Origin of the sequence: Pseudomonas sp. CNPSo 3701 (genome assembly GCF_028674975.1) — a bacterium.
GTDB classification, from domain to species: Bacteria; Pseudomonadota; Gammaproteobacteria; order Pseudomonadales; family Pseudomonadaceae; genus Aquipseudomonas; species Aquipseudomonas straminea.
Map to the genome: position 1 here is coordinate 223,743 of NZ_JAQZSI010000007.1, position 23,464 is coordinate 247,206.

At 61.3% G+C, this 23,464-nt stretch carries 21 protein-coding genes and 4 tRNA genes; 17 read left to right on the forward strand and 8 right to left on the reverse strand.

Annotated features, from left to right (window positions below):
- Positions 1-41: 41 nt before the first annotated feature.
- The 11 genes from astD (at position 42) to PVA39_RS19985 (ending at position 10,167) form a co-directional block, all read left to right on the forward strand.
- Complete coding sequence (astD, locus tag PVA39_RS19935; protein WP_274125543.1) at positions 42-1,481, forward strand: succinylglutamate-semialdehyde dehydrogenase; 1,440 nt, start codon at positions 42-44, stop codon at positions 1,479-1,481.
- A complete protein-coding gene (astB, locus tag PVA39_RS19940) occupies positions 1,478-2,833 on the forward strand; it encodes an N-succinylarginine dihydrolase (protein ID WP_274125522.1) in 1,356 nt (451 codons plus the stop codon). The genes astD and astB overlap by 4 nt, the downstream gene beginning before the upstream one ends.
- Before the next feature lie 39 nt (positions 2,834-2,872).
- Positions 2,873-3,157 (forward strand): hypothetical protein, encoded by a 285-nt coding sequence (locus PVA39_RS19945; protein ID WP_013792219.1) that lies wholly within the window; start codon positions 2,873-2,875, stop codon positions 3,155-3,157.
- A gap of 9 nt (positions 3,158-3,166) precedes the next feature.
- Positions 3,167-4,177 carry a succinylglutamate desuccinylase gene (gene astE, locus PVA39_RS19950; protein WP_274125523.1) on the forward strand — a complete coding sequence of 337 codons (1,011 nt, stop codon included), beginning with the start codon at positions 3,167-3,169 and terminating at the stop codon, positions 4,175-4,177.
- A gap of 28 nt (positions 4,178-4,205) precedes the next feature.
- Positions 4,206-5,207: a low-specificity L-threonine aldolase gene (gene ltaE / locus PVA39_RS19955; RefSeq protein ID WP_274125524.1), complete on the forward strand. Its 1,002-nt coding sequence runs from the start codon at positions 4,206-4,208 to the stop codon at positions 5,205-5,207.
- A 173-nt stretch (positions 5,208-5,380) separates the two neighbouring features.
- Entirely contained in the window at positions 5,381-8,005 is a 2,625-nt protein-coding gene (gene alaS, locus PVA39_RS19960; protein WP_274125525.1) for an alanine--tRNA ligase, read from the forward strand.
- Positions 8,006-8,119: 114 nt separating this feature from the next.
- Positions 8,120-9,358 carry an aspartate kinase gene (locus PVA39_RS19965; RefSeq protein WP_013792215.1) on the forward strand — a complete coding sequence of 413 codons (1,239 nt, stop codon included), beginning with the start codon at positions 8,120-8,122 and terminating at the stop codon, positions 9,356-9,358.
- Between the two features lie 179 nt (positions 9,359-9,537).
- Complete coding sequence (gene csrA, locus PVA39_RS19970) at positions 9,538-9,723, forward strand: carbon storage regulator CsrA (RefSeq protein WP_013792214.1); 186 nt, start codon at positions 9,538-9,540, stop codon at positions 9,721-9,723.
- Positions 9,724-9,784: 61 nt separating this feature from the next.
- A tRNA-Ser gene (locus PVA39_RS19975) sits at positions 9,785-9,875 on the forward strand.
- A 68-nt stretch (positions 9,876-9,943) separates the two neighbouring features.
- Positions 9,944-10,020, forward strand: a tRNA-Arg gene (locus tag PVA39_RS19980).
- Positions 10,021-10,090: 70 nt separating this feature from the next.
- Positions 10,091-10,167: transfer RNA gene (locus PVA39_RS19985), tRNA-Arg, on the forward strand.
- A 55-nt stretch (positions 10,168-10,222) separates the two neighbouring features.
- Here PVA39_RS19985 and bamE read toward each other — a convergent pair.
- Positions 10,223-10,720 (reverse strand): outer membrane protein assembly factor BamE domain-containing protein, encoded by a 498-nt coding sequence (gene bamE / locus PVA39_RS19990; protein ID WP_274125526.1) that lies wholly within the window; start codon positions 10,718-10,720, stop codon positions 10,223-10,225.
- Positions 10,721-11,041: 321 nt separating this feature from the next.
- Between bamE and mgtE the strand changes: the two genes are divergently transcribed.
- Entirely contained in the window at positions 11,042-12,484 is a 1,443-nt protein-coding gene (gene mgtE / locus PVA39_RS19995) for a magnesium transporter (RefSeq protein ID WP_147175142.1), read from the forward strand.
- A gap of 120 nt (positions 12,485-12,604) precedes the next feature.
- Here the strand turns inward: mgtE and PVA39_RS20000 are convergent, their stop codons facing one another.
- Positions 12,605-12,934, reverse strand: coding sequence for an Arc family DNA-binding protein (locus PVA39_RS20000; RefSeq protein WP_274125527.1), 330 nt, complete (start codon positions 12,932-12,934; stop codon positions 12,605-12,607).
- A gap of 410 nt (positions 12,935-13,344) precedes the next feature.
- Here PVA39_RS20000 and phnN point away from each other — a divergent pair, with 410 nt between their 5' ends.
- The gene (phnN, locus tag PVA39_RS20005) at positions 13,345-13,905 is read left to right on the forward strand and encodes a phosphonate metabolism protein/1,5-bisphosphokinase (PRPP-forming) PhnN (protein WP_274125528.1); all 561 of its coding nucleotides are present in this window, start codon (positions 13,345-13,347) and stop codon (positions 13,903-13,905) included.
- A gap of 31 nt (positions 13,906-13,936) precedes the next feature.
- Here the strand turns inward: phnN and PVA39_RS20010 are convergent, their stop codons facing one another.
- The 3 genes from PVA39_RS20010 to PVA39_RS20020 form a co-directional block, all read right to left on the reverse strand.
- The gene (locus PVA39_RS20010; protein ID WP_274125529.1) at positions 13,937-14,119 is read right to left on the reverse strand and encodes a PA3371 family protein; all 183 of its coding nucleotides are present in this window, start codon (positions 14,117-14,119) and stop codon (positions 13,937-13,939) included.
- Positions 14,120-14,304: 185 nt separating this feature from the next.
- Positions 14,305-14,541: a hypothetical protein gene (locus tag PVA39_RS20015; RefSeq protein ID WP_093502149.1), complete on the reverse strand. Its 237-nt coding sequence runs from the start codon at positions 14,539-14,541 to the stop codon at positions 14,305-14,307.
- A 179-nt stretch (positions 14,542-14,720) separates the two neighbouring features.
- Positions 14,721-15,188 (reverse strand): Lrp/AsnC family transcriptional regulator, encoded by a 468-nt coding sequence (locus PVA39_RS20020; protein ID WP_147175145.1) that lies wholly within the window; start codon positions 15,186-15,188, stop codon positions 14,721-14,723.
- A gap of 199 nt (positions 15,189-15,387) precedes the next feature.
- On the opposite strand from PVA39_RS20020, the gene PVA39_RS20025 reads away from it, so the two are divergent.
- From PVA39_RS20025 to PVA39_RS20040, 4 genes are all read left to right on the forward strand, one after another.
- Positions 15,388-18,855, forward strand: a complete 3,468-nt coding sequence (locus PVA39_RS20025) for an indolepyruvate ferredoxin oxidoreductase family protein (protein ID WP_274125530.1) — start codon at positions 15,388-15,390, stop codon at positions 18,853-18,855.
- A gap of 79 nt (positions 18,856-18,934) precedes the next feature.
- Positions 18,935-19,009: transfer RNA gene (locus PVA39_RS20030), tRNA-Arg, on the forward strand.
- A gap of 427 nt (positions 19,010-19,436) precedes the next feature.
- Entirely contained in the window at positions 19,437-20,093 is a 657-nt protein-coding gene (locus PVA39_RS20035; protein ID WP_443200986.1) for a YceH family protein, read from the forward strand.
- 170 nt (positions 20,094-20,263) lie between these two features.
- Positions 20,264-21,592, forward strand: coding sequence for an MFS transporter (locus PVA39_RS20040; protein ID WP_274125532.1), 1,329 nt, complete (start codon positions 20,264-20,266; stop codon positions 21,590-21,592).
- Between the two features lie 18 nt (positions 21,593-21,610).
- On the opposite strand, the gene PVA39_RS20045 is transcribed toward PVA39_RS20040, so the two are convergent.
- From PVA39_RS20045 to flgM, 3 genes are all read right to left on the reverse strand, one after another.
- Positions 21,611-22,360, reverse strand: coding sequence for a flagellar brake protein (locus tag PVA39_RS20045; protein WP_274125533.1), 750 nt, complete (start codon positions 22,358-22,360; stop codon positions 21,611-21,613).
- Positions 22,361-22,437: 77 nt separating this feature from the next.
- Positions 22,438-22,905 carry a flagella synthesis protein FlgN gene (locus tag PVA39_RS20050; RefSeq protein WP_274125534.1) on the reverse strand — a complete coding sequence of 156 codons (468 nt, stop codon included), beginning with the start codon at positions 22,903-22,905 and terminating at the stop codon, positions 22,438-22,440.
- 103 nt (positions 22,906-23,008) lie between these two features.
- Positions 23,009-23,344, reverse strand: coding sequence for a flagellar biosynthesis anti-sigma factor FlgM (gene flgM, locus PVA39_RS20055; protein ID WP_093502135.1), 336 nt, complete (start codon positions 23,342-23,344; stop codon positions 23,009-23,011).
- Between the last annotated feature and the right edge of the window lie 120 nt (positions 23,345-23,464).

Consider the following 23,464-nt stretch of genomic DNA (forward strand, 5'->3'; position numbering starts at 1 on the left):
TGTGACCGGGGCGGGGCGCCGCCCCGACCGGTTAGCATTACATTGCAGGTCTCTGGCAGATAGGACAGGGCAACACCCTGGAGTCCCTCAACCCAGTCAGCCAGCAGGTGCTCTGGGTGGGCCGTGAAGCTGACGCGACCCAGGTCGAGGCCGCTGTGCAGGCGGCCCGTGAAGCCTTCGCTGAATGGGCGGCGGCGCCATTGAGCGAACGCATCGCGCTGCTCGAGCGCTTCGCCGCCGTATTGAAAACCCGGCAGGACGAACTGGCCCGCACCATCGGTGAAGAAACCGGCAAGCCGCTGTGGGAAGCGACCACCGAAGTCGCCAGCATGATCGGCAAGGTGGCCATCTCCATCCAGAGCCATGCCGAGCGCACCGGCCAGCGCAGCGGCGCTCAGGGCAGCGTGCTGCGCCACAAGCCCCATGGCGTGGTCGCCGTGTTCGGCCCGTACAACTTTCCCGGTCATTTGCCCAACGGGCATATCGTGCCTGCCCTGTTGGCCGGCAATACCGTGGTGTTCAAACCCAGCGAGCAGACCCCGAAGGTCGCCGAGCTGACCCTCAAGTGCTGGATCGAGGCCGGCCTGCCGGCAGGCGTTCTGAACCTGGTGCAGGGCGCACGGCAAACCGGCGCGGCACTGGCGGCTCACCCGGGCATCGACGGCCTGTTCTTCACCGGCTCCAGCCGCACCGGCAATCTGTTGCACGCACAGTTCGGCGGCCACCCGGAAACCATCCTGGCCCTAGAGATGGGCGGCAACAATGCGCTGATCGTCGACCAGCCTGCCGATATGGATGCGGCGGTGTATTGCATCATTCAGTCCGCGTTCATTTCCGCCGGCCAGCGTTGCACCTGCGCCCGCCGTTTGCTGGTGCCCGAAGGCGATTGGGGCGACGCGCTGCTGGCGCGGCTGATCAGCGTGGCCGCCAGCCTCAAGGTCGGCGCCTTCAATGCCGAGCCGGCGCCGTTCATGGGCGCGGTGATTTCCCTGGACGCCGCCCAGCACCTGCTCAAGGTGCAGGAGCGGCTGATCGACAAGGGCGCGCGGCCCTTGCTGGACATGAGCCAGCCGCTCGACGGCGCGGCGCTGCTGACGCCAGGTATCATCGATGTCACGGCCGTGCAGCCGCGCGCTGACGAAGAAGTGTTCGGGCCCTTGCTACAAGTGATTCGCTATGCCGATTTCGACGATGCCATCATTGAAGCCAATGCAACCCGTTTCGGGCTCGCCGCCGGGCTGCTGTCCGATTCCCGTGAGCGTTATCAGCAGTTCTGGCTGCGCAGTCGCGCCGGCATCGTCAACTGGAACAAGCCACTGACCGGCGCCGCCAGCAGCGCGCCGTTCGGTGGCATCGGTGCTTCGGGCAACCACCGCCCCAGCGCCTATTATGCGGCGGATTACTGCGCCTACCCGGTCGCTTCGCTGGAAAGCGAGCAGCTGGCGTTGCCCGACAGTCTCGCGCCAGGAGTCAGCCTATGAGTCGACTCACCTCCTGCGAGCTGAACATCGACGGCCTGGTCGGGCCGACCCACAACTACGGCGGGCTGTCGTACGGCAACGTGGCCTCGCAGAACAACTGCCAGGTGGCGTCCAATCCGCGGGAGGCGGCGCGTCAGGGCTTGGCGAAGATGAAGGCGCTGATGGACATGGGCTTTGCCCAGGCAGTGCTCGCCCCTCAGGAACGCCCCGATGTGCGCGCGCTGCGTGCCTGTGGCTTCACCGGCAGCGATGCCCAGGTGATCGAGAAGGCGGCGCGCGAGGCCATGCCGCTGCTGGTCGCCAGTTGCTCAGCCTCGAGCATGTGGACGGCCAATGCGGCGACCGTCAGCCCCAGCGCTGATACCGCCGACGGCCGCGTGCATTTCACCGCGGCCAATCTCAACTGCAAGTTTCATCGCTCCATCGAGCATCCCACCACCAGCCGGATACTGGCAGCGATGTTCGCCGACGATCGCCATTTTGCTCACCACGCTGCCTTGCCCGCCGTCAGCCAGTTCGGCGACGAGGGCGCGGCCAACCATACCCGCTTTTGCCGCGACTACGGCAAGCGGGGCGTGGAGTTCTTCGTGTTCGGCCGCAGTGCCTTCGACCTGCGCTTGCCGGCGCCGCAGCGCTACCCGGCGCGCCAGACCCTGGAGGCTTCTCAGGCCGTGGCCCGGCTGCACGGCCTCGCCGATGACGCCGTGGTATTTGCTCAGCAGAACCCGGCGGTGGTCGATCAGGGCGTGTTCCATAATGACGTGATCGCCGTGGGCAACGGCCAGGTGCTGTTCCATCACGAGGACGCCTTTCTCGACAGCGAGCGGGTGGTGGGCGAGCTTGGCGACAAGCTGGCGCGCCTCGGTGGGCAGTTGCAATCGGTGTGCGTGCCGCGCCACGTGCTGGGTGTCGAGGATGCGGTGCGATCCTATCTGTTCAACAGTCAGCTGTTGAGCCGTGCCGACGGGCGTATGCTGTTGGTGGTGCCGGAGGAATGCCGCGGCAACCCGCGGGTCTGGGCGTATCTGCAGACGCTGCTGGGCAGCGACGGGCCGATTGCCGAGGTTCGCGCCTTCGACCTCAAACAGAGCATGCAGAACGGTGGCGGCCCCGCCTGCCTGCGTCTGCGTGTAGCCTTGCAGGCAGAAGAGCTGGCAGCGATGAACCCGGGCGTGATGCTGACGCCGGAACTGTACGAGCGGCTGCTGCAATGGGTCGACCGCCACTACCGTGATCGCCTGAGCGAGCATGACCTGGCCGACCCGCAGCTACTGAACGAATGTCGCACGGCGCTGGATGAGTTGACGCAAATCCTCGATCTTGGCGCCGTGTACCCCTTTCAACTCATTTGAGCGGCTCGATGGCGAGCCGCCAACCATGATGGAGTAACCATGAGCGACGCCCTGCAACTGATTCTCGAAGACGCCGACGGCACCCAGCTGGAAACCTCGTGCACCCGTTTTGCCGTAATGTGGCAGGGCAAGGAAGTGTGGATTCAGCAGGTCGGCAACGGCCAACTGATGATCGGCGTAGATGTCGCCGAAGGTGATAGCGAATACGCCAACCTGCTGCTGCGTCCGCTGGCCACCAACCTGGTCAGCCTGGAACTGGAAATGGAGCCGGCCGATGACGGCGCCGACGACGACCATGTCCATGGCCCGGACTGCAATCACTGAGGAACGCCCATGCTCGCCCTCGGCAAACTGCTCGAACTGACCCTGACCGGCCATGAGCCGGCCTCGAAGATCCAGTTGACGCCGCAGGGTACGCGCTTGCGCTGGCTGGCCGAGGGCGCCCTCGAAATTACCCCGGCCTGCGGGCGCGACAACGGCATGGACCTGTTGCTGTCCGCGGGCATCCACGGCAACGAGACTGCGCCGATCGAATTGCTCGACCGCCTGTTGCGGCGCATCGCGCGCAGCGAGTTGCAGCCGCGCGCCCGCGTGCTGCTGCTGTTCGGCAACCCCGCAGCGATGCGCCGTGGCGAGCGTTTCGTCGAGCAGGACATCAACCGCCTGTTCAGCGGCCGCCATGAGCTGAGCAGTGGCGGCGAGGCGATGCGCGCCTGTGAACTGGAACACCTGTCGTCGTCGTTCTTCGTCGACTCTGGCCGCGAACGCCTGCATTACGACCTGCACACGGCGATCCGCGCCTCGCGCATCGAGCAGTTCGCTCTTTACCCCTGGGCCGAGGGGCGTCGCCAGTCGCGCCGCGAGTGCGCGCGGCTACAGGCCGCCGGTATCGATGCGGTGCTGCTGCAAAGCAAACCCTCGACCACCTTCAGCGCCTACACTTATGTCGAGCTGGGCGCCGAAGCCTTCACCCTCGAGCTGGGCAAGGCCAGGCCGTTCGGCCACAACGAGCTGGTCAATCTGGATCGCCTCGAGTTGCGTCTGCAGGCGCTGATCGAAGGCCATGAGCCGCTGATCGAAGAGCGCGCCGTCGAGCGCCTCAAGCTGTTCGCCTTCTCCCGCGAGCTGATCAAGCACAGCGATGCCTTCGTTCTGCACTTGCCTGCCGACGTGGAAAATTTCACCGAACTGGAGCCTGGCTATCTGCTCGCCGAAGACCTGGCCAACAGCCGCTGGGTGGTGGAAGAGCAGGGCGCACGCATCATCTTTCCCAATCCCAAGGTCCACAACGGCCAGCGCGCCGGCATTCTGATCGTGCCGGCCGATGCGTCACTGCTGGACTAGCCATTGCCCTGCATGCACAGGAGTGCCCATGCCCATCATCGATCTGCGTAGCGACACCGTGACCCAACCCACCGCCGGCATGCGCGAAGCGATGCTGGCCGCCGAACTAGGCGATGACGTGTACGGCGAAGACCCCACCGTCAACCGGCTGGAGCAGCGCCTGGCGCGGGATCTTGGCTTTGCCGCGGCGTTGTTCGTGCCCACCGGCACCATGAGCAACCTGCTCGGCCTGATGGCCCACTGCGAACGTGGTGACGAATATATCGTCGGTCAGCAGGCGCACACCTACAAATACGAAGGTGGTGGCGCGGCGGTGCTGGGCTCCATCCAGCCCCAGCCGCTGGACATGGAGTTCGATGGCTCCCTGGATCTTGACCGGGTCGAGGCGGCGATCAAGCAGGACGACTTCCACTTCGCCCGCACCCGCCTGCTGGCCCTGGAAAACACCATGCAGGGCAAGGTGCTGCCGCTGGAGTATCTGGCCGAGGCTCGCGCCTTCACGCGCAATAAGGACCTGGCACTGCATCTGGACGGCGCACGGCTGTTCAATGCGGCGGTCTGCCAGGGCGTCGAAGCGCGGGAAATCACTCAGCATTTCGATTCGGTGTCGGTGTGCCTGTCCAAAGGGCTGGGCGCTCCGGTCGGCTCGGTGCTGTGCGGCAGCGAGGCGCTGATCGCCAAGGCGCGCCGCCTGCGCAAGATGGTCGGTGGCGGTATGCGCCAGGCCGGCATGCTGGCGGCGGCCGGGCTGTACGCGCTGGATCATCAGGTCGCGCGTCTGGTCGAGGATCACGCCAATGCCGATTCCCTGGCGGCCGGCCTGCGCGAGCTGGGCTATTCGGTCGAGCCGGTGCAGACCAACATGGTCTACGTGCAGGTCGGCGAGCGTGCCGCGGCCCTGAAGGCCTTCTGTGCCGAGCGCGGCATTCGCCTGAGCGCCGCGCCACGCCTGCGCATGGTCACCCACCTGGATGTCGATGCCGGCGCCATGGCTCAGGTGATCGAAGCCTTCGCCGCCTTCCGCGCCTGAGATGGCCGACGTGCAGCGCCAGGCAGTGGCCTGGCCGCTGCGGCCCAGTGTTTTCCGACTATCGCGCCGCCTGCAAATAATTCAGCCCATGCCCTAGCCGCCGCGGACAAGCCCGATATAATGCGGGCTTTTGCCGGCTCTGCCGTGGCCGCCTGTTTTCCTGGAAATTGCCAATGAAAAGCGCAGAAATCCGTGAAGCTTTCCTGAGCTTCTTCGAAGAGAAGGGGCACACCCGTGTCGCTTCCAGCTCCCTGATTCCGAACAACGACCCCACGTTGCTGTTCACCAACGCCGGCATGAACCAGTTCAAGGACTGCTTCCTGGGCCTGGAAAAGCGCGCCTATACCCGCGCCGCCACCAGCCAGAAGTGCGTACGCGCCGGTGGCAAGCACAACGACCTGGAAAACGTCGGTTATACCGCGCGTCACCACACCTTCTTCGAAATGCTCGGCAACTTCAGCTTTGGCGACTATTTCAAGCGTGATGCCATCCACTTCGCCTGGGAATTTTTGACCGGCGACAAGTGGCTGAAACTGCCCAAGGACAAGCTCTGGGTCACGGTGTACGCCACCGATGACGAGGCCTACGACATCTGGAACAAGGAAGTCGGGGTACCGGCCGAGCGGATGATCCGCATCGGCGACAACAAGGGCGCGCCGTACGCGTCCGACAACTTCTGGACCATGGGCGATACCGGCCCATGCGGCCCGTGCACCGAAATCTTCTTCGACCACGGCGAGCATATCTGGGGCGGCCCACCCGGCTCGCCTGAAGAAGACGGCGACCGTTACATCGAGATCTGGAACAACGTGTTCATGCAGTTCAACCGCACCGCAGACGGCGTGCTGCACCCGCTGCCGGCGCCGAGCGTGGACACCGGCATGGGCCTGGAGCGCATCAGCGCCGTGCTGCAGCACGTCAACTCCAACTACGAGATCGACCTGTTCCAGAGCCTGCTGGCTGCCAGCGCCCAGGCCATTGGCTGCGCCAACAACGGTGATGCCTCGCTGAAAGTGGTGGCGGACCACATTCGCTCCTGCAGCTTCCTGATCGCCGACGGCGTTACGCCATCCAACGAAGGCCGCGGCTACGTGCTGCGCCGCATCATTCGTCGTGCCTGCCGCCATGGCAACAAGCTGGGTGCCAAGGGCAGCTTCTTCCACAAGATCGTCGCGGCCCTGGCCAGCGAGATGGGCGAAGCCTTCCCCGAACTGAAACAGCAGCAGGCGCACATCGAGCGCGTGCTGAAAACCGAAGAAGAGCAGTTCGCCAAGACCCTGGAGCAGGGCCTGAAGATCCTCGAGCAGGATCTGGCCGAGCTGCAAGGCTCGGTCATCCCCGGCGAAGTGATCTTCAAACTGTATGACACCTACGGCTTCCCGATGGACCTGACCGGCGACATCGCCCGTGAGCGCGAGCTGACCCTCGACGAGGCCGGCTTCGAGCGTGAGATGGAAGCCCAGCGCGTGCGCGCCCGCTCCGCCAGCTCGTTCGGCATGGACTACAACAGCGTGGTCAAGGTCGACAAGGACACCCGCTTCCTCGGCTACAGCGCCACCGTCGCCAGTGGCGAACTGCTGGTTCTGCTGCGCGATGGCCAGCCCGTCGATACCCTGAACGAAGGCGAGGAGGGCGTGGTGGTGCTCGACCAGACGCCGTTCTACGCCGAGTCCGGTGGCCAGATCGGTGACTGCGGCTTCCTCGAAGGCCCGGGCGTGCGCTTCGACGTGCGCGACACCACCAAGGTGGGCGGCGCGTGGCTGCACCATGGCGTGGTCAGCAAGGGCAGCCTGAGCGTCGGCGCCACCATCAACGCCGAGGTGGATGCCTCGGTGCGTACCGCCACCGGCCTCAATCACTCCGCTACGCACCTGCTGCACGCCGCGCTGCGCCAGGTGCTCGGCGAGCACGTGCAGCAGAAAGGCTCGCTGGTCGACAGCCAGCGCCTGCGTTTCGACTTCAGCCACTTCGAAGCGATCAAGCCCGAGCAGCTCAAGGAGCTGGAAAAGATCGTTAACCGCGAAGTGCGTCGCAACACCCCGGTGCAGACCGAGGAGATGGACATCGAGAGCGCCAAGGCCAAGGGCGCCATGGCGCTGTTCGGCGAGAAGTACGGCGACAGCGTGCGCGTGCTGACCATGGGCGACGGCTTTTCGGTCGAGCTATGCGGCGGCATCCACGCCAACCGTACCGGCGATATCGGCGTGTTCAAGATCGTCAGCGAAGGCGGTGTGGCGGCCGGCGTGCGCCGTATCGAAGCGGTCACCGGCGCAGCGGCATTCGCCTACCTGAACGGTGCCGAAGAACAGTTGAAAGAGGCCGCGAGCCTGGTCAAGGGTAGCCGCGACAACCTGCTCGACAAGCTCGCGGCGGTGATCGATCGCAATCGTCAGCTGGAAAAGGAGCTCGAGCAGCTCAAGGCCAAGGCCGCCAGTGCGGCGGGCAGCGACCTGGCCGGCTCGGCCGTGGACGTCAAGGGCGTGAAAACGCTCAGCGCGCGCATCGATGGTTTGGACGGCAAAGGCCTGCTGGCGTTGGTCGATCAACTGAAGAACAAGCTCGGCAGTGCGGTGATCCTGCTCGGCGGCGTGCAGGACGACAAGGTCGTGCTGGTGGCTGGCGTGACCCAGGATCTGACCGCCAAGCTGAAGGCCGGCGACCTGATGAAACAGGCCGCTGCAGCCGTAGGCGGCAAGGGCGGTGGTCGTCCGGACATGGCGCAGGGCGGCGGGGTCGATGTGGCCGCGCTCGATGGTGCCCTGGCGCTGGTCGGCCCGTTCGTCGAGCAGGGCCTCTGAGGCCCGTAACTCAAGCGTGACCGCGTCGCCCGCCATGCCCGGCGAACGGCGCGGTGGTGTGCGGTGGTGTTGTCTGTTTAATGGGCGCCCTTCACGGGCTGAGGCAGCTTTGAAATGGCTTTGATCGTACAGAAATTCGGCGGTACCTCCGTCGGCACCGTCGAGCGAATCGCACAGGTCGCCGAAAAGGTGAAGAAATTCCGCGAGAAGGGCGATGACATCGTCGTCGTCGTGTCCGCTATGAGCGGCGAGACCAATCGTCTTATCGACCTGGCCAAGCAGATCAGCGACGACCAGCCGATCGCGCGCGAACTCGACGTCATGGTCTCCACCGGTGAGCAGGTGACCATCGCGCTGCTGGCCATGGCGCTGATCAAACGTGGCGTGCCGGCGGTGTCCTACACCGGCAGCCAGGTGCGCATCCTGACCGACAGCGCGCACACCAAGGCACGTATTCTGAGCATCGACGACACCAATATTCGCGCCGACCTCAAGGCCGGTCGCGTGGTGGTGGTTGCCGGCTTCCAGGGCGTGGACGAGCAGGGCAACATCACCACCCTCGGCCGCGGCGGCTCCGACACCACCGGCGTGGCCCTTGCCGCTGCCCTGAAAGCCGATGAGTGCCAGATCTACACCGACGTCGATGGCGTTTACACCACCGACCCGCGCGTGGTGCCCAAGGCTCAGCGCCTGGAGAAGATCACCTTCGAAGAGATGCTGGAAATGGCCAGCCTCGGTTCGAAAGTGCTGCAAATCCGCTCGGTGGAATTCGCCGGCAAGTACAACGTCCCGCTGCGCGTTCTGCACAGCTTCCAGGAGGGTCCGGGCACCCTCATTACCCTTGATGAAGAGGAATCCATGGAACAGCCGATCATCTCCGGCATCGCCTTCAATCGCGACGAAGCCAAGCTGACCATCCGTGGCGTGCCTGACCTGCCGGGCGTTGCGTTCAAGATTCTCGGCCCGATCAGCTCCGCCAACATCGAAGTGGACATGATCGTGCAGAATGTCGCGCACGATAACACCACCGATTTCACTTTCACCGTCCACCGCAACGATTACCAGAACGCTCAGCAGGTGCTCGAAGCCACTGCACGCGAACTCGGTGCTCGCGAAGTGGTCGGAGACGTTAACATCGCCAAGGTGTCCATCGTCGGCGTGGGTATGCGTTCCCATGCTGGTGTGGCCAGCCGTATGTTCGAAGCGCTGGCCAAGGAGAACATCAACATCCAGATGATCTCCACGTCCGAGATCAAGGTCTCGGTGGTCATCGAAGAGAAATATCTGGAATTGGCGGTGCGCGCCCTGCACACTGCGTTCGAACTCGATGCCCCGGCCCGTCAGGGCGACTGAGGCATTCTGCAAAAGGCGCGGCTACCCGCGCCTTTTGTTGTTTTGGTTGGTGTTGGTGGAACTTTCCTTCCGTCCGTACTGGTCAATACTTGAGTGCTGGCCTGTTGCTTTCGCGTCCGGCCGGCGCTTTTTACGTTTGCAGACTTGTTGTCCGAAATTGAATCCGTAAGGAGAAAGGAATGCTGATTCTGACTCGCCGGGTCGGAGAGACCCTGATGGTGGGTGACGAAGTCACCGTCACCGTATTGGGTGTTAAAGGTAATCAGGTGCGGATTGGCGTCAACGCGCCGAAGGAAGTCGCCGTTCACCGCGAAGAGATTTACCAGCGCATCCAGAAAGAGAAGGGCGAAGAACCAAACCATTAATTTTTCTCAAAATTTTGGTTTGCAAACGGGGAAAACATGTTTATCATGCGCCCCGTGTTGCGGAGAGGTGGCCGAGTGGCCGAAGGCGCTCCCCTGCTAAGGGAGTACACCTCAAAAGGGTGTCGGGGGTTCGAATCCCCCCTTCTCCGCCATTATTTGGCAAGCCGGGTTTTATCGGGCTGGCAAACAACCAGAGGTGATCTGGTATAAAAACACCAACGGACTCATAGCTCAGCTGGATAGAGTACTCGGCTACGAACCGAGCGGTCGGAGGTTCGAATCCTCCTGAGTCCGCCATATTGGTGGCTTGCAGCAATGCAGGCCATTTTGTTTCAACCAGCGGTGATCTGGTCTAAAAGCGCCACACGGACTCATAGCTCAGCTGGATAGAGTACTCGGCTACGAACCGAGCGGTCGGAGGTTCGAATCCTCCTGAGTCCGCCACACCAAAAGGGCCTGCAGCGATGCAGGCCCTTTTTCTTTGCCTGACATTTTTACCTCAGCGTTTGCCCGCCACGCAGTCGTTCTGATCGAACGTCACCGTGCGTCGCTCGCTGTTGTGTTTGCTGGCGTAGTGGTAGGTGGTCTGGCCGTTGCGCTTGGTGACGCGTTCGGGCTTACCCAGGGCGCTTTCTACATCGCTGCGCGTCATCCCGGCGCGCACTTGTTTTCTAATTATCGCTTCGCGCCGGGCGTTGCCGATAACGGCGTTATCGCAGCCGTCCTGCTGGTCGCCGACGATAGTCAGGGTGCTCTCGTTGCTGCGTGAGCTGGCGGTGGTGTTACTTGCTCTGGGCGACGCCAATGGAACGGCTGCGCCGCTTCCCGGTCTTGGATTGTGGGCGCGCTGCTCCTGCTGTTGCTGGTTTTCAGTGCAGCCGTGTTTGGTGAAGGTGATATGGCCATTGGCGTCTTCGCAGCGAAACACGCTCGAGGCCAATGTTGGAATAGGGTAGAGCAAGATGGCGCAGACGGTTGCGCAGTGGGTCCAGTGCATGGTGGCGTCCTCCCTGACGTGTGCTAGGAAAGCTTAGTTCAGTGACTCCTGGCTGCCAGGTGTCCTGCGCTGGATTGGTGGCGTCGCATCTTCGGACTCGTGCGAATGCGCTCAAGAAAATGCTGCAAGCGCTTGTCTTGCCATGGCTTTGTCACGTACTCAAGCGATTGGCATGTTATTATTCGCTCCGTCAGCCCCGCCGGGGCTTGTGGATACCTTCCATGGACTTACCCAGTAGTAACTCAGAATTCCAAGTGTGCAATCACGTATTGACTGATTGACCCTCGCTGGCGCGCGCCGCCGCTGGGGGCGGAGTGTGCCATGACCGAAGTAGAAGCCAAGAAGCCGCAAGAAAGCCTGCAGGATCGACTCGCTCAGGTCGTCGAGCTGTTGCAGCGGCACAGGCTGGTCGAAGACCTGACCCATCGCCAGGAAGGCCCGCACCACGACCGCGTCGAAGGTCTGGTGCATCGACAGAACCTCACCGAACTGCAGCGTAAGCTCGACGACCTGCACCCGGCCGACGTCGCCTACATCCTCGAAGCCCTGCCGCTGGAAGATCGTCTCGCCGTCTGGCAGTTGGTCAAGGCCGACCGCGATGGTGACATCCTGCTCGAAGTTTCCGACGCCGTCCGGGAAACCCTGCTGGCCGACATGGAGGATCACGAGATCCTCGCGGCCGCCAAGGAGATGGACGCCGATGAGCTCGCCGACCTGGCCTCGGAGCTGCCGCGCGATGTCGTGCACGAACTCATGGAAACCCTTGATGCCCAGCAGCGCGAGCGAGTGCGTTCTGCGCTTTCCTATGAAGAGGAACAGGTCGGTGCGCTGATGGACTTCGAAATGGTGACCATCCGCGAGGATGTCAGTCTCGAAGTGGTGCTGCGCTACCTGCGTCGTCTCAAGGAGTTGCCGGGGCATACCGACAAGCTGTTCGTCGTCGATTATGACGGCGTCCTCAAGGGGGTGCTGTCGATCAAGCGCTTGCTGGTCAATGATCCGGACAAGCAGGTTGCCGAGGTCATGGCCAACGACCCGGTCAGCTTTCACCCTGATGAGGATGCCTACGATGCGGCCCAGGCCTTCGAGCGTTACAACCTCATTTCGGCGCCCGTGGTCGATAAGAACGGCAAGCTGATCGGCCGTCTTACCATCGATGAGATGGTTGACCTGATTCGAGAGGAGAGCGAAAGCGAAGTCCTCAACATGGCCGGTCTGCGCGAGGAGGAAGACATCTTCGCCTCAGTCTGGAAGTCGGTTCGCAACCGCTGGTCCTGGCTGGCCATCAACCTGATCACGGCGTTCATGGCCTCGCGCGTCATCGGCTTGTTCGAGGGTTCCATCGAGAAGCTGGTTGCCTTGGCGGCGCTGATGCCCATCGTTGCCGGTATCGGCGGCAACTCGGGCAACCAGACCATTACCATGATCGTGCGTGCCATGGCGCTCGACCAGGTCAGTACAGGCAATACCTCGCGGTTGATTCGCAAGGAGCTGGGCGTAGCGCTTATCAATGGTCTGGTATGGGGCGGGGTAATTGGTGCCGTCGCCTACGGGTTGTATGACAGCTGGTCGTTGGGTGTGGTGATGACCGCAGCGATGACGCTTAATCTGTTGCTGGCTGCGCTGATGGGCGTGTTGATTCCCATGACCCTGGTGCGTGTCGGGCGTGACCCGGCGATGGGTTCCAGCGTGATGATCACCGCAGTCACCGACAGTGGCGGTTTCTTCATTTTCCTTGGGCTAGCATCACTGTTCCTACTCTAGTCGCCCAGCTTGCAGGCAATAAAAAACCGGCATTGAGCCGGTTTTTTATTGCCTGATGATCACTTACGGGCGTCGAAAGACGCTCGGTATCGCTTGCTGCGATTTTTTGCCCGTGCCGAATCAGTCGTCGTTACCGGCGGCCATTTCGGCATCGTGTGCGATCAGTGCAACGAGGGCGTTCTGCTGGCGGCGCGAGAGCTGGCGGAAGCGCTGCAGCAGTTCGCGTTCGTGCAGCGACAGCTCGGGGCTGTCGAGGCGCGCGCCGAGCGCGTCGTCCAATACACCTTCCTGAAGCATGCTTTGCTCCAGGCGAGCGATGATTTCGGAGTTCATGCTGCGGTGGTGTTGGCGGGCCACGTCAGCGATGCGCTCGCGCATACCGTCGGGCAACCGAACGACGAACTTGTCAGCCGTACGGCTGGAGTAGATAGCCTGTTTCATAGGGCGCATACATCAACCAAATAAGTTCAGGGAAACGAAGCTGTAATGGCATAAAGCTACGGAAAGTCAGGTTCTGACCATCTTTCGCGTCTGCCGTTCAACAACGTCGGCATTTTGTCTGGTGATCGTACTTCTTGCCATCAGATATTTGACGCCAATTACGTGTCGTATTCTGTACCGAGTACCGGCTTTATGCCAGCACAAGTTGTCGGAATTGATTCCGATTGCGCGCAGCGTCGCATTTATTGTGGATGGCAGTGGGCCGCCTTTAACGATTTTCGTTAGTAATCGAGATAAAAAATGCGTTTTCTATGCACTTGCGCATGATTTAGCGTCGGCACGGTACCAATTGCTTATGATTGAGATCCTCTGCAGCTGTGATCGGCTGCGCATCGCATCAATCTCGGCGAGGTATGTGAATGAATGCTGGCAGGCTGATCTACCTGATGGGGCCTTCCGGTGCCGGTAAGGACAGCGTGCTGCAGCACTTGAAGCAATGCCTTGAGGGGAGTCGCTGTCGCATAGCGCGACGGGTCATCACTCGCTCAGCCGAGGCGATGGGCGAGGAGGCTATTTCCGTGTCGCCTCGGGAGTTCGGCGAGCGTGAACGTGTTGGCGATTTCGCCATGGTCTGGCGTGCCAATGGCTTGGCTTACGGGATTCCTAGGGAAATCGAAGAATGGCTGGCCGATGGTTACCAGGTGATCGTAAACGGCTCGCGCGGTTATCTGGATGAGGCTCGCAGCAATTACCCCGATCTGCTTGCCGTTCTGCTTCAGGTCGAGCCAGCCATCCTGAGAAAACGCCTTCTTGCTCGAGCGCGGGAGGATGTGGATCAGATCGAAGCGCGGCTGGCACGAAGTGCTGAGCTGAGCGGCAGCGCTTTCATGGAGGCCGATCAGCGCATCATTCGCCTGGATAACTCCGGCAGTCTCGACGAGACGGTGGAGAGGCTGCTCCAGCTTATCGACAGCCACTAGCTGAGCAGCAAGCCAGAACGTTACTCGCGTTTTAGCGCAGAATCGGGTCGAACTTGACCCGCTTGCCGATCAGCAGGGCGACGGCCAGCGCGACGCTGCTCATCGCCAGGGTAATCTTGGCGGTCGACGTGAGCCATTGAGCCTGTTCGGGCAAGACCAACAGGCCAACGGACAGAACCGCGATCAGCAGAAACAACACAGCTGGTTTGGACATCATGCTCTCCTCGCGCGGCAAGGTTGCCTTCAGAAAAAAGGATCGTGGGGGCCGTTGTGCTCGTCATTGGAGCTGCGCGGCGGAACTCGATCCGAGAGGCCGTCGATCATCCAGATGGCGGCACAGGTAACAATGGCCAGTAGTAGTACGAAACCGGGGAAGAATACGCTCCACATGGCCAGTACTCAGAAGGTAAAGCGCTGTTGGGCGCGAGGTTGCCAATCAGCGGTGGTCAGCGGTTTGGCGACGAATTGGCCAGGCTCGACTTTCGCAGCATGTTCGAACTGCACCGGGGTGGCACGCATCTGCTGAACCAGTTGCATGGCGGTTGCCTGTTGCTGGTTGTTCTGAAAGTTGGCGAATGCGGCTCCTGCAAGCAGGGTCAGGGCGATAGCGGTAGCCAGTGCGATGAGGCTGTTCATGGGCGGGGTTCTCGCATTCGGAATTCTATGCGAGGGAAAGAGCAGTTCCCGTGCCAGGATTTAATTCAAAAAAAATCCTTTAAAATCAATTAGTTAAAATTGATTTGGCGGTGCTTTCTCGTGCATGTTGCAAGGTGCACACATTGGCGTATTGCAAAATGCATGACCTTGAATTTGTTTTAGTCCAGGGGCAGTTCAGTGGTGCGCTTGACTTCACTCATGGCGATGCCCGAATGAGCCTCCTGCACATGGGGACGCTGCAGCAATTGGTCGCGTAGAAAACGCTCGTAACTGGCGATATCGCGGGCTACGACCTTGAGTAGATAGTCCGAACTGCCCGCCATGGTGTAGCACTCGATGACCTCGGGATAACCGGCGATCGCCCGTTCGAATTCGTCCAGATTGCTGCGGCCATGGGCGGATAATTTGATGCTGACGAACACCGTGATGGTGAAGCCGAGACGCTTGTGGCTGAGCAACGCCACCTTGCGCTCGATAAAGCCTTCCTCCTGCAGACGATTGATGCGACGCCAGCAGGGCGACTGAGACAGCTCCACCTTCTTGGCAATTTCAGCCGCGCTGAGGTCGGCGTTGCGTTGCATCAGGCGAAGAATCCGCCGGTCGATGGCACTCAGAGGTTCGTGCATGTTCGTTTCTCCTTTGTGATTATTTTCGAAACGTTCATGCGCAGTATTGGCGTTGGCGGCATGAATGGGAAGGAAAAAATCGCCGCACTCCGGTCTATGCTTAAGGCAGACATCCACACAGTGATCCTGGCGGATGTAGGCAGGTGATTAACCGTGTCACCTGAGTAGGTCGCTATAAAAACAACAGGAGCGCCGTCTTATGTCTCTGGCCGAAATCCGTCTGGACGACAAATACCGTCTCGCGACGGGCCATTTGTACCTCACCGGGACCCAGGCGCTGACCCGCCTGCCCATGCTGCAGAAGCAGCGTGATACCGCCGCCGGGCTCAATACCGCCTGCTTCATTTCCGGCTACCGCGGCTCGCCACTGGGTGGGCTGGACAAGAGTCTTTGGGAGGCCCGCGAGTTTCTGCAGCAGAACGCCATACATTTCCAGCCCGGGGTCAACGAGGAACTCGGCGCCACGGCGGTCTGGGGCAGCCAGCAGACCAATCTGTTTCCCGGCGCGCGCTACGACGGCGTATTCGCCATGTGGTACGGCAAGGGCCCTGGTGTCGATCGCAGCGGCGACGTGTTCAAGCACGGCAACTCCGCCGGTGTGTCGGCCCATGGCGGCGTGCTGGTGCTGGCCGGTGACGATCACGGCTGCAAGTCTTCTACCATCGCTCACCAGAGCGAACACGCCTTTATCGCTGCGTCGATGCCAGTGCTCAACCCGGCCAACGTTCAGGAAATCCTCGACTACGGCATCATCGGCTGGGAGCTGTCGCGGTACAGCGGCTGCTGGGTAGCGCTGAAGACCATTGCCGAAAACGTCGATTCCTCCGCGGTGGTGGATGTCGATCCGCAGCGCATCAAGGTCGTGATCCCCGATGATTTTGAGTTGCCCGAGGACGGCGTGCACATTCGCTGGCCGGATCCACCCCTGGCCCAAGAGAAGCGCCTCAACGTCTACAAGATTTATGCGGCCCGCGCTTTCGCCCATGCCAACGGCTTGAACAAGGTGATGCTCGATTCGCCCAATCCGCGCTTGGGGATCATCACCACCGGCAAATCCTATCTCGACGTACGCCAGGCACTTGATGACTTGGGCCTGGACGAATCACTCTGCGCACAGATCGGATTGCGTGTGCTGAAAATCGGCATGAGCTGGCCGCTAGAGCCGGTTTCCGTGCATGCATTTGCCGAGGGGCTGGACGAGATTCTGGTTGTCGAGGAGAAGCGCAGCATCATCGAAGATCAGCTGACTGGACAACTCTACAACTGGCCGGTCGGAAAGCGCCCCCGGGTGGTTGGCGAGTTCGATGAGCAGGGCGAGTCGCTACTGCCTAATCTGGGTGAGTTGACCCCTGCAATGATTGCCCGGGTCATTGCGCGGCGTCTGGCGCCCATCTACACCAGTGAAGTGATCGAGGCGCGCCTGAAGTTTCTCGATGCCAAGGAAAAGGCTCTGGCAGCACGCAGCTACAACACCGTGCGAACCCCGCATTTCTGCTCGGGCTGTCCGCATAACAGCTCGACCAAGGTGCCTGAAGGTAGCCGAGCTATGGGCGGCATTGGTTGTCATTACATGACCCAGTGGATGGACCGTAGTACCGAGACCTTCACCCAGATGGGCGGTGAAGGGGTGACCTGGATCGGTCAGGCGCCGTTCACCGACACGCCTCATGTGTTCCAGAACCTGGGGGACGGCACCTATTTCCACTCCGGACACCTGGCGCTAAGGGCGGCCGTTGCAGCTGGGGTGAATATCACCTACAAGATTCTCTATAACGATGCGGTGGCCATGACCGGTGGGCAGCCGGTGGACGGCGAATTACGGGTCGATCAGCTGAGCCAGCAGGTACTCGCCGAGGGGGTAAAACGCATCGCGGTGGTGAGTGACGAGCCGGACAAGTATCCGAGCCGCTCGACCTTCGCGCCGATCACCAGCTTCCATCATCGCCGTGAGCTCGATGCAGTGCAGCGCGAGCTGCGCGAGTTCAGGGGCGTGTCGGTGATCATCTACGACCAGACCTGCGCGACCGAAAAGCGCCGGCGGCGCAAGCGCGGCAAACTGGTCGATCCTGCCAAGCGCGCCTTTATCAATGCGGCGGTATGCGAAGGCTGCGGCGACTGCAGCGTGAAATCCAACTGCCTGTCGGTACTGCCTCTGGAAACCGAACTGGGGCGCAAGCGGGAAATTGACCAGAACGCCTGCAACAAGGATTTCAGTTGTCTGGATGGCTTCTGCCCCAGTTTCGTTACCGTGCACGGCGGTCAGCTGCGCCAGCCCCAGGCACTCGGAGTCGGCGCGCTGTTCGTTGCCTTGCCGGAGCCGCGGCAGCCTACCCTGGACAGACCCTGGAACATCCTCCTGCCCGGCGTCGGCGGCAGTGGCGTGACCACCGTGGGCGCTCTGTTGGGTATGGCAGCTCATCTGGAGAGCAAGGGTTGTACAGTGCTCGACCAGGCGGGGCTGGCGCAGAAGTTCGGGCCGGTGAACACCCATGTGCGCATCGCGGCCCGGCAGGATGACATCTACGCCGTGCGGATTGCCGCGGGTGAAGCCGACCTGCTGATCGGCTGCGACTTGGTGGTGGCGGCCGGCGAAGACGCACTGGCTAAGCTCAACGAGAAGGTCTCCCACGCAGTTATCAACGATCACGAAGCCGCCACGGCGGAATTTACCCGTAATCCCGACGCCCAGGTGCCGGGGCCGGCGATGCGCCAGGCGCTTATCGACGCGGTAGGGGCCGAGAAAACCTGGTTCGTCGATGCAACGAGCCTGGCGACCCGCCTGCTTGGTGACAGTATCGCCACCAACCTGTTTATGCTCGGCTACGCCTACCAGAAAGGCCTGGTGCCGATCAGCGCGCAGGCCATCGACAAGGCCATCGAGTTGAACAACGTGGCGGTCGAGTTTAACCAGCAGGCTTTCCTGTGGGGGCGGCGTGCCGCATACGATGCTGCCGCCATCGAGCGTCTGGTTCGCCCGCAGGGAGATGACAGCAAGCTCTGCAGCACGCTCGATGAAGTCATCGAAGACCGCGTCGCACGGCTGACTGCCTATCAGAATGCCCGCTATGCCGAGCGCTATCGTCAGTTGGTCGGCCGCGTCCGAGCACGTGACAGTGATCCGCAGCAGCGTCTGACCGAGGCTGTGGCGCGCTATTACTTCAAGCTTCTGGCCTACAAGGACGAGTACGAGGTGGCACGGCTATACAGCGACGCGGCGTTCAGCGAGGGGCTGCATGCGCAGTTCCAGGGTGATTTCCGCTTGCATTTCCACCTGGCGCCGTCCTGGCTGAGTCGCCCTGATCCAGTAACCGGAGAGCCGCGCAAACGTAGCTTTGGGCCGTGGGTGCTTGGTGCCTTCAGGGTACTGGCAAAGTTGCGCGTACTGCGAGGTACCTGGCTGGATCCGTTCGGGCATAGCGAGGAGCGCAAGTTGGAGCACGCCTTGATCGGCGACTACGAGCGCAGCATTGACCAATTGCTCGAAGCACTCGATGCCGGCAACTACGACACCGCGCTGGCCATTGCCGAACTGCCTGAGCAAATCCGCGGTTACGGGCACGTCAAGGAAAAGGCAGTTGAGCGTGCGCGGGCCCAGGAGCGGCAGTTGCAGGAAAGGCTGAAGGCCGGCCAAGCGGTAGTCGTCAGGCTGTTTGAGCCGGCCGCCTGAGTTGCTGCGCTGACATGACAAATTCGCGTGCGCTGGGTAACATGCCGGCCGGCGCCCTCAAGGGTGCCGGATCAAACGGGTCTCCTTAGTTCAACGGATAGAATAAGCCCCTCCTAAGGGCTAGATGCTGGTTCGATTCCAGCAGGGGACGCCATGATCCGCACGCTTCGATCCTGACATCTATCGTGTCATCAGTTTGCGTTAGCCTGATAAAGAAAAATCGCCGAGAGCCGATATTCCGAGGCCGCATGTGACAACCTGTAAGGGTGGGTCGTCGGGAATGGCAGGCAAAAAAAGACCCGGCAAAAGCCGGGTCAATAACCGTGATTAGCCTGATGAGGAGATAAACTGGAAGCGTCCGACCAGGATGCATTCAGATTATCCAACCAGCCTCTCGGCTGGTGATGTAGATAATAGTCATTCTCGGTTTCTAGTCAATAAAAATAGTTCTCATTTGCTTTGTCGTGCGAATATTGATTTTTTGCGTCTTGAAAATCAGCGACTTGCATGACGACAAAATCTCTTTCACTCATGTCATCTTCACTGCACTCGGGCTACCCTAGGTGCAACCTCCAGGCCGGGTGAGCGACATGACTGAAGATTCCCACGACACTTCTCCGCTGAGCGCCGCTGAAGCGCGCATTCTGGGCTGCCTGATCGAAAAGCAGGCCACGACCCCCGAGGCCTACCCGCTGACGCTCAATGCGCTGGTGCTCGCCTGCAATCAGAAAACCAGCCGTGATCCATTGATGAACCTGACTCAAGGGGCGGTAGGGCAGGGGCTGCGGAATCTGGAAGAACGAGGCTTCGTGAAGCTGGTGATGGGCAGCCGAGCCGATCGCTGGGAGCATCGAATCGACAAGGCGCTCGAGTTGGTGGCCCCGCAGGTGACTTTGCTTGGCCTGTTGCTGCTACGTGGGCCGCAGACGACCGGCGAACTGCTGGCGCGAAGCTGTCGCCAGTACGAGTTCGACGACGCTCAGCAGGTGCAGCACCATCTCGAGCGAATGATCGGCCGACAGCTCGTGGTCCAGGTCGGTCGCCAGGCTGGGCAGCGCGAAGATCGTTATGCACAACTGCTGGGTGATCCGGAACAGTTGCAGGCGCAGCTGCAGCAGCGCGCACAGCGCCAGGAGTCGCCTGGTGACGGGGCATCGGATCGTCTGGAAGCGCTCGAAGCAAGGATCAGCGCACTGGAAGAGCGGCTGGCGATTCTGGAGAGCAGGGCCGTCGACTAGGCATTGCCAATTGCCCAAGCGAGGTCAGGAATGAGTGAACTGTGCCTGATGCGCACCATCCATATGGCACAGCATCAGCTTGGTTGCCTTGGGTGCAGGGCGACTCGTCTGGTCGCCCGTCGAACATAGGCCGGCTCGGTGAAGCTGGTACAAGGAGTTGTTGCAGTCCAATGCGCTTGATCTGGAAATCCTTCAGTTCTCTCTACATCGCCACTGTCCTGATGCTGTTGGGCTCCGGCCTGCTGAGTACCTATCTGGCCCTGCGCCTGGCCGAGTCCGGCGAGGGTGTCTGGGCTGGTGCGCTGATGGCGGCTAACTATTTCGGCCTGGTATTGGGCGGCAAGATCGGTCACCGGCTGATCGCCCGGGTAGGGCATATTCGCGCCTATGTGGCCTGCGCGGGGGTGGTGACGGCGGCTGTGCTCGGCCATGGTTTGCTCGACTGGCTGCCAGCATGGCTCGTACTGCGTGTGCTGGTCGGCCTGGGCATGATGTGTCAGTACATGGTGATCGAGAGCTGGCTCAACGAACAGGCGGAAACCAAGCAGCGTGGCTTGGTCTTCGCCGGCTACATGGCTGCGTCCTACCTGGGCCTGGTGCTCGGGCAGCTGGTGCTGGTGGTGCACCCGACGCTGGGCCTGGAACTGCTGATGCTGGTGGCCCTGTCGTTCGCCCTGTGTCTGGTGCCGGTGGCGCTGACTCGTCGCCTGCACCCAGCGCCCCTGCGACCCGCGCCATTGGAAATGCGCTTCTTCTTTCGCCGTGTACCGTTGTCACTCACCACTATCGGCGTTGCGGGCCTGATGATCGGTTCCTTTTACGGCTTGGCGCCGCTGTATGCGGCAGAAATGGGGCTAGCCACCGAGCAGGTGGGTATCTTCATGGGCTGTTGCATTCTCGCCGGGCTGGTGGTGCAGGCACCTTTGGGCTGGCTCTCGGATCGCTTCGACCGGGTCAAATTGATCCGCGGCATGTCGGCTGCACTGCTACTGGTGGCCTCACCCCTGGCCGTTCTCTCCGAAGCGCCTCTGTTGCTGCTGATCTCGGTAGGCTTCATCGTCAGCATGTTGCAATTCAGCCTCTATCCACTGGCTGTGGCGTTCGCCAACGACCACGTCGAAACTGATCGACGCGTATCGCTGACTGCCATGTTGCTGGTCACTTTTGGGGTTGGCGCCTGTATCGGGCCACTGTTGGTCGGTGTGCTGATGCGCTTCTTCGGGGCCAACATGCTGTACGCGTTCTTCTGCCTGTGCGGCCTGTTCTTGGTCTGGCGCGTGCGCTCGAACATCGTCACACACCTGCACCAGGTCGACGATGCTCCGCTGCAGCACGTGGCCATGCCGGTGAACATGACCGCATCACCGCTGGTAGCGGCGCTCGATCCGCGTGTTGATGAGCAGGTTGTGCAGGAGCAGATGCAGGAGCCTGTGGCGACCGAATTGGATGATGCCGCCACTCCGGCTGAAGGCTCCGAGCCTCCTGCTACCGCGCCATAGGCATGATGTTTGACGGTCTTACAGAAACCCGTCGCTTTCGAAGCGACGGGCTTCGCGCTGCAGTTGGTAGACGAAACGTTCGATCAGGCGCTGTTGCAGGCCGCTGAGACTCTCGAAGTGCAGGCCCGCAAAGGTGATATCGAGCTTGTCGTCATAGCGGGCGTGACGCAGCTCGATGGCCGTTTCCAGTTTGCCGACCGGCAGCTGTGCACAGAAAACCTCGTAGATCTGCCCAGCCTGCAGCTGTTTGGTGGCATCACCGGCGAGGCGGATCTTGCACCCTGATGCCGAGATGTCCAGCATCAGGCCTTCGAGCGGCGCGCGCAGCCGCGTACCACTGAGCTGCACCTTGACCTGTTCCGATTGCTTGACTGCGGCGCGGAAGGCATTGCGGCGCTGGTGGTAATGCACCTCGGCAGGAATTGTGCCGAGATAGCAGCGCTCTCCATCACGTTCGCTTACGCGCATGCCCATTGGGCAGTCCCAGGCGATGCGTACGCCGTCATGCAGCGATTCGACGCTGAAGGCTTCGCCATTTTGCAGGTAGCGTTCGCCGTCACTGGGGATCATCTCGTCGAGAATCAGCAGGTTGCGGTCCCGGTCGATTTCGATGACAAAGCTCTGGAAACGCTGGTTGCGATCCTGAAAGGTCAGGATCAGAGGGTCATGGTGTTGTTGCAGCAGACGTAGGTTGGCAACGATCTCCACAGGTGCCTTGAGCACCTTGGGGGGTTGCGGGCCACAGTCCTGAGCGAAGGGGTTGGACACGGTCCAGTGATCTCCGGGGCAAGGTACTGCTGCGTCGGGTAATGCGATGTTGCATCACCACGCATCTTGTCGTTATGTCAGGCCTGGCTGAGCGGGCGCTTGTTGCCGATTTTAGCGGTACCACCGCTGCTGTCATAGAGTGACGGTGTTTCGCTGCCGCGCAAAATACCGAGCATGCTGGCAGTGGAATTCTGGCTGCTACGAATAACTCGGCCGTTACGTAAATTGGCTTCCTGACAGCGTTCGAGCAGCTCGCTCAACTGTTCGCTGGCCTGGATCAGTTCGTCACCTTTGTCCGAACGTTCGGCAAGCGCTTTCAAGCCTGCGCGATCAGGGCTCAGTTGCAGACTGATTAGGGCTTGTGTACGGCCTTTGCCGTGTTGGTCGAGGGTAGCAAGCAGGGGCTGTTTGCTCGCTAGAATGTCCTGCAACTTGCTCAGGTCATGCTCGCCAAGGGCTTCATATTCGGCGTCGATCAGCTCAAGCAGTTGCGCTGCGTGGCCGATATCCTCGTTGAACAGATCGAGCAGGGGCGTGATGTTCATGGTTCTGGCTCTCTGGGGGGAACCGCTAGGCGCGCATCTGCTATGGAAGCGGACGGGCGTAAGTCGGTTTCCGGGCGTCCAACACCCCAGTGCGAGCCGGAAGCTAGCGCTGGGATTCGAAATTGAGCAGCTTGCTGGCGACGCGCTGACTATCGACCTGATAGCTGCCGTCAGCAACGGCCTGTTTCAGCTTGGCTACTCGGTCACTGTCGACGGCCGGCTGGTCACGCAGCTTGTCGACGGTTTTCTGCAACTGTTGTGCTTCGCTACTCAGCTGTACGGACTCGCCGCTCTTGCCGCTGGCGGTGCTCTGCTGAGTTGTAGCGGTATTGCCGGCAGCCTTGTTGTCGATGGCTTCGTTCTTGCCGGCCTGAGTACCGCCGGCACGGCTGGTGCTGGCTGGCGTGGAGCTGTTGAGTCGGTTGAAGTCGATGACCATGGTGCAAAACCTCTAACGGTGTGTGGACGCTTGCCTAGAGTGTCGGCTGTGCCCGGAAAAACTTTAGGCAAAAAAATTGCGTCGCTTGCACAGTCTAAATCAGCCTCGTTCGCCCGTCAG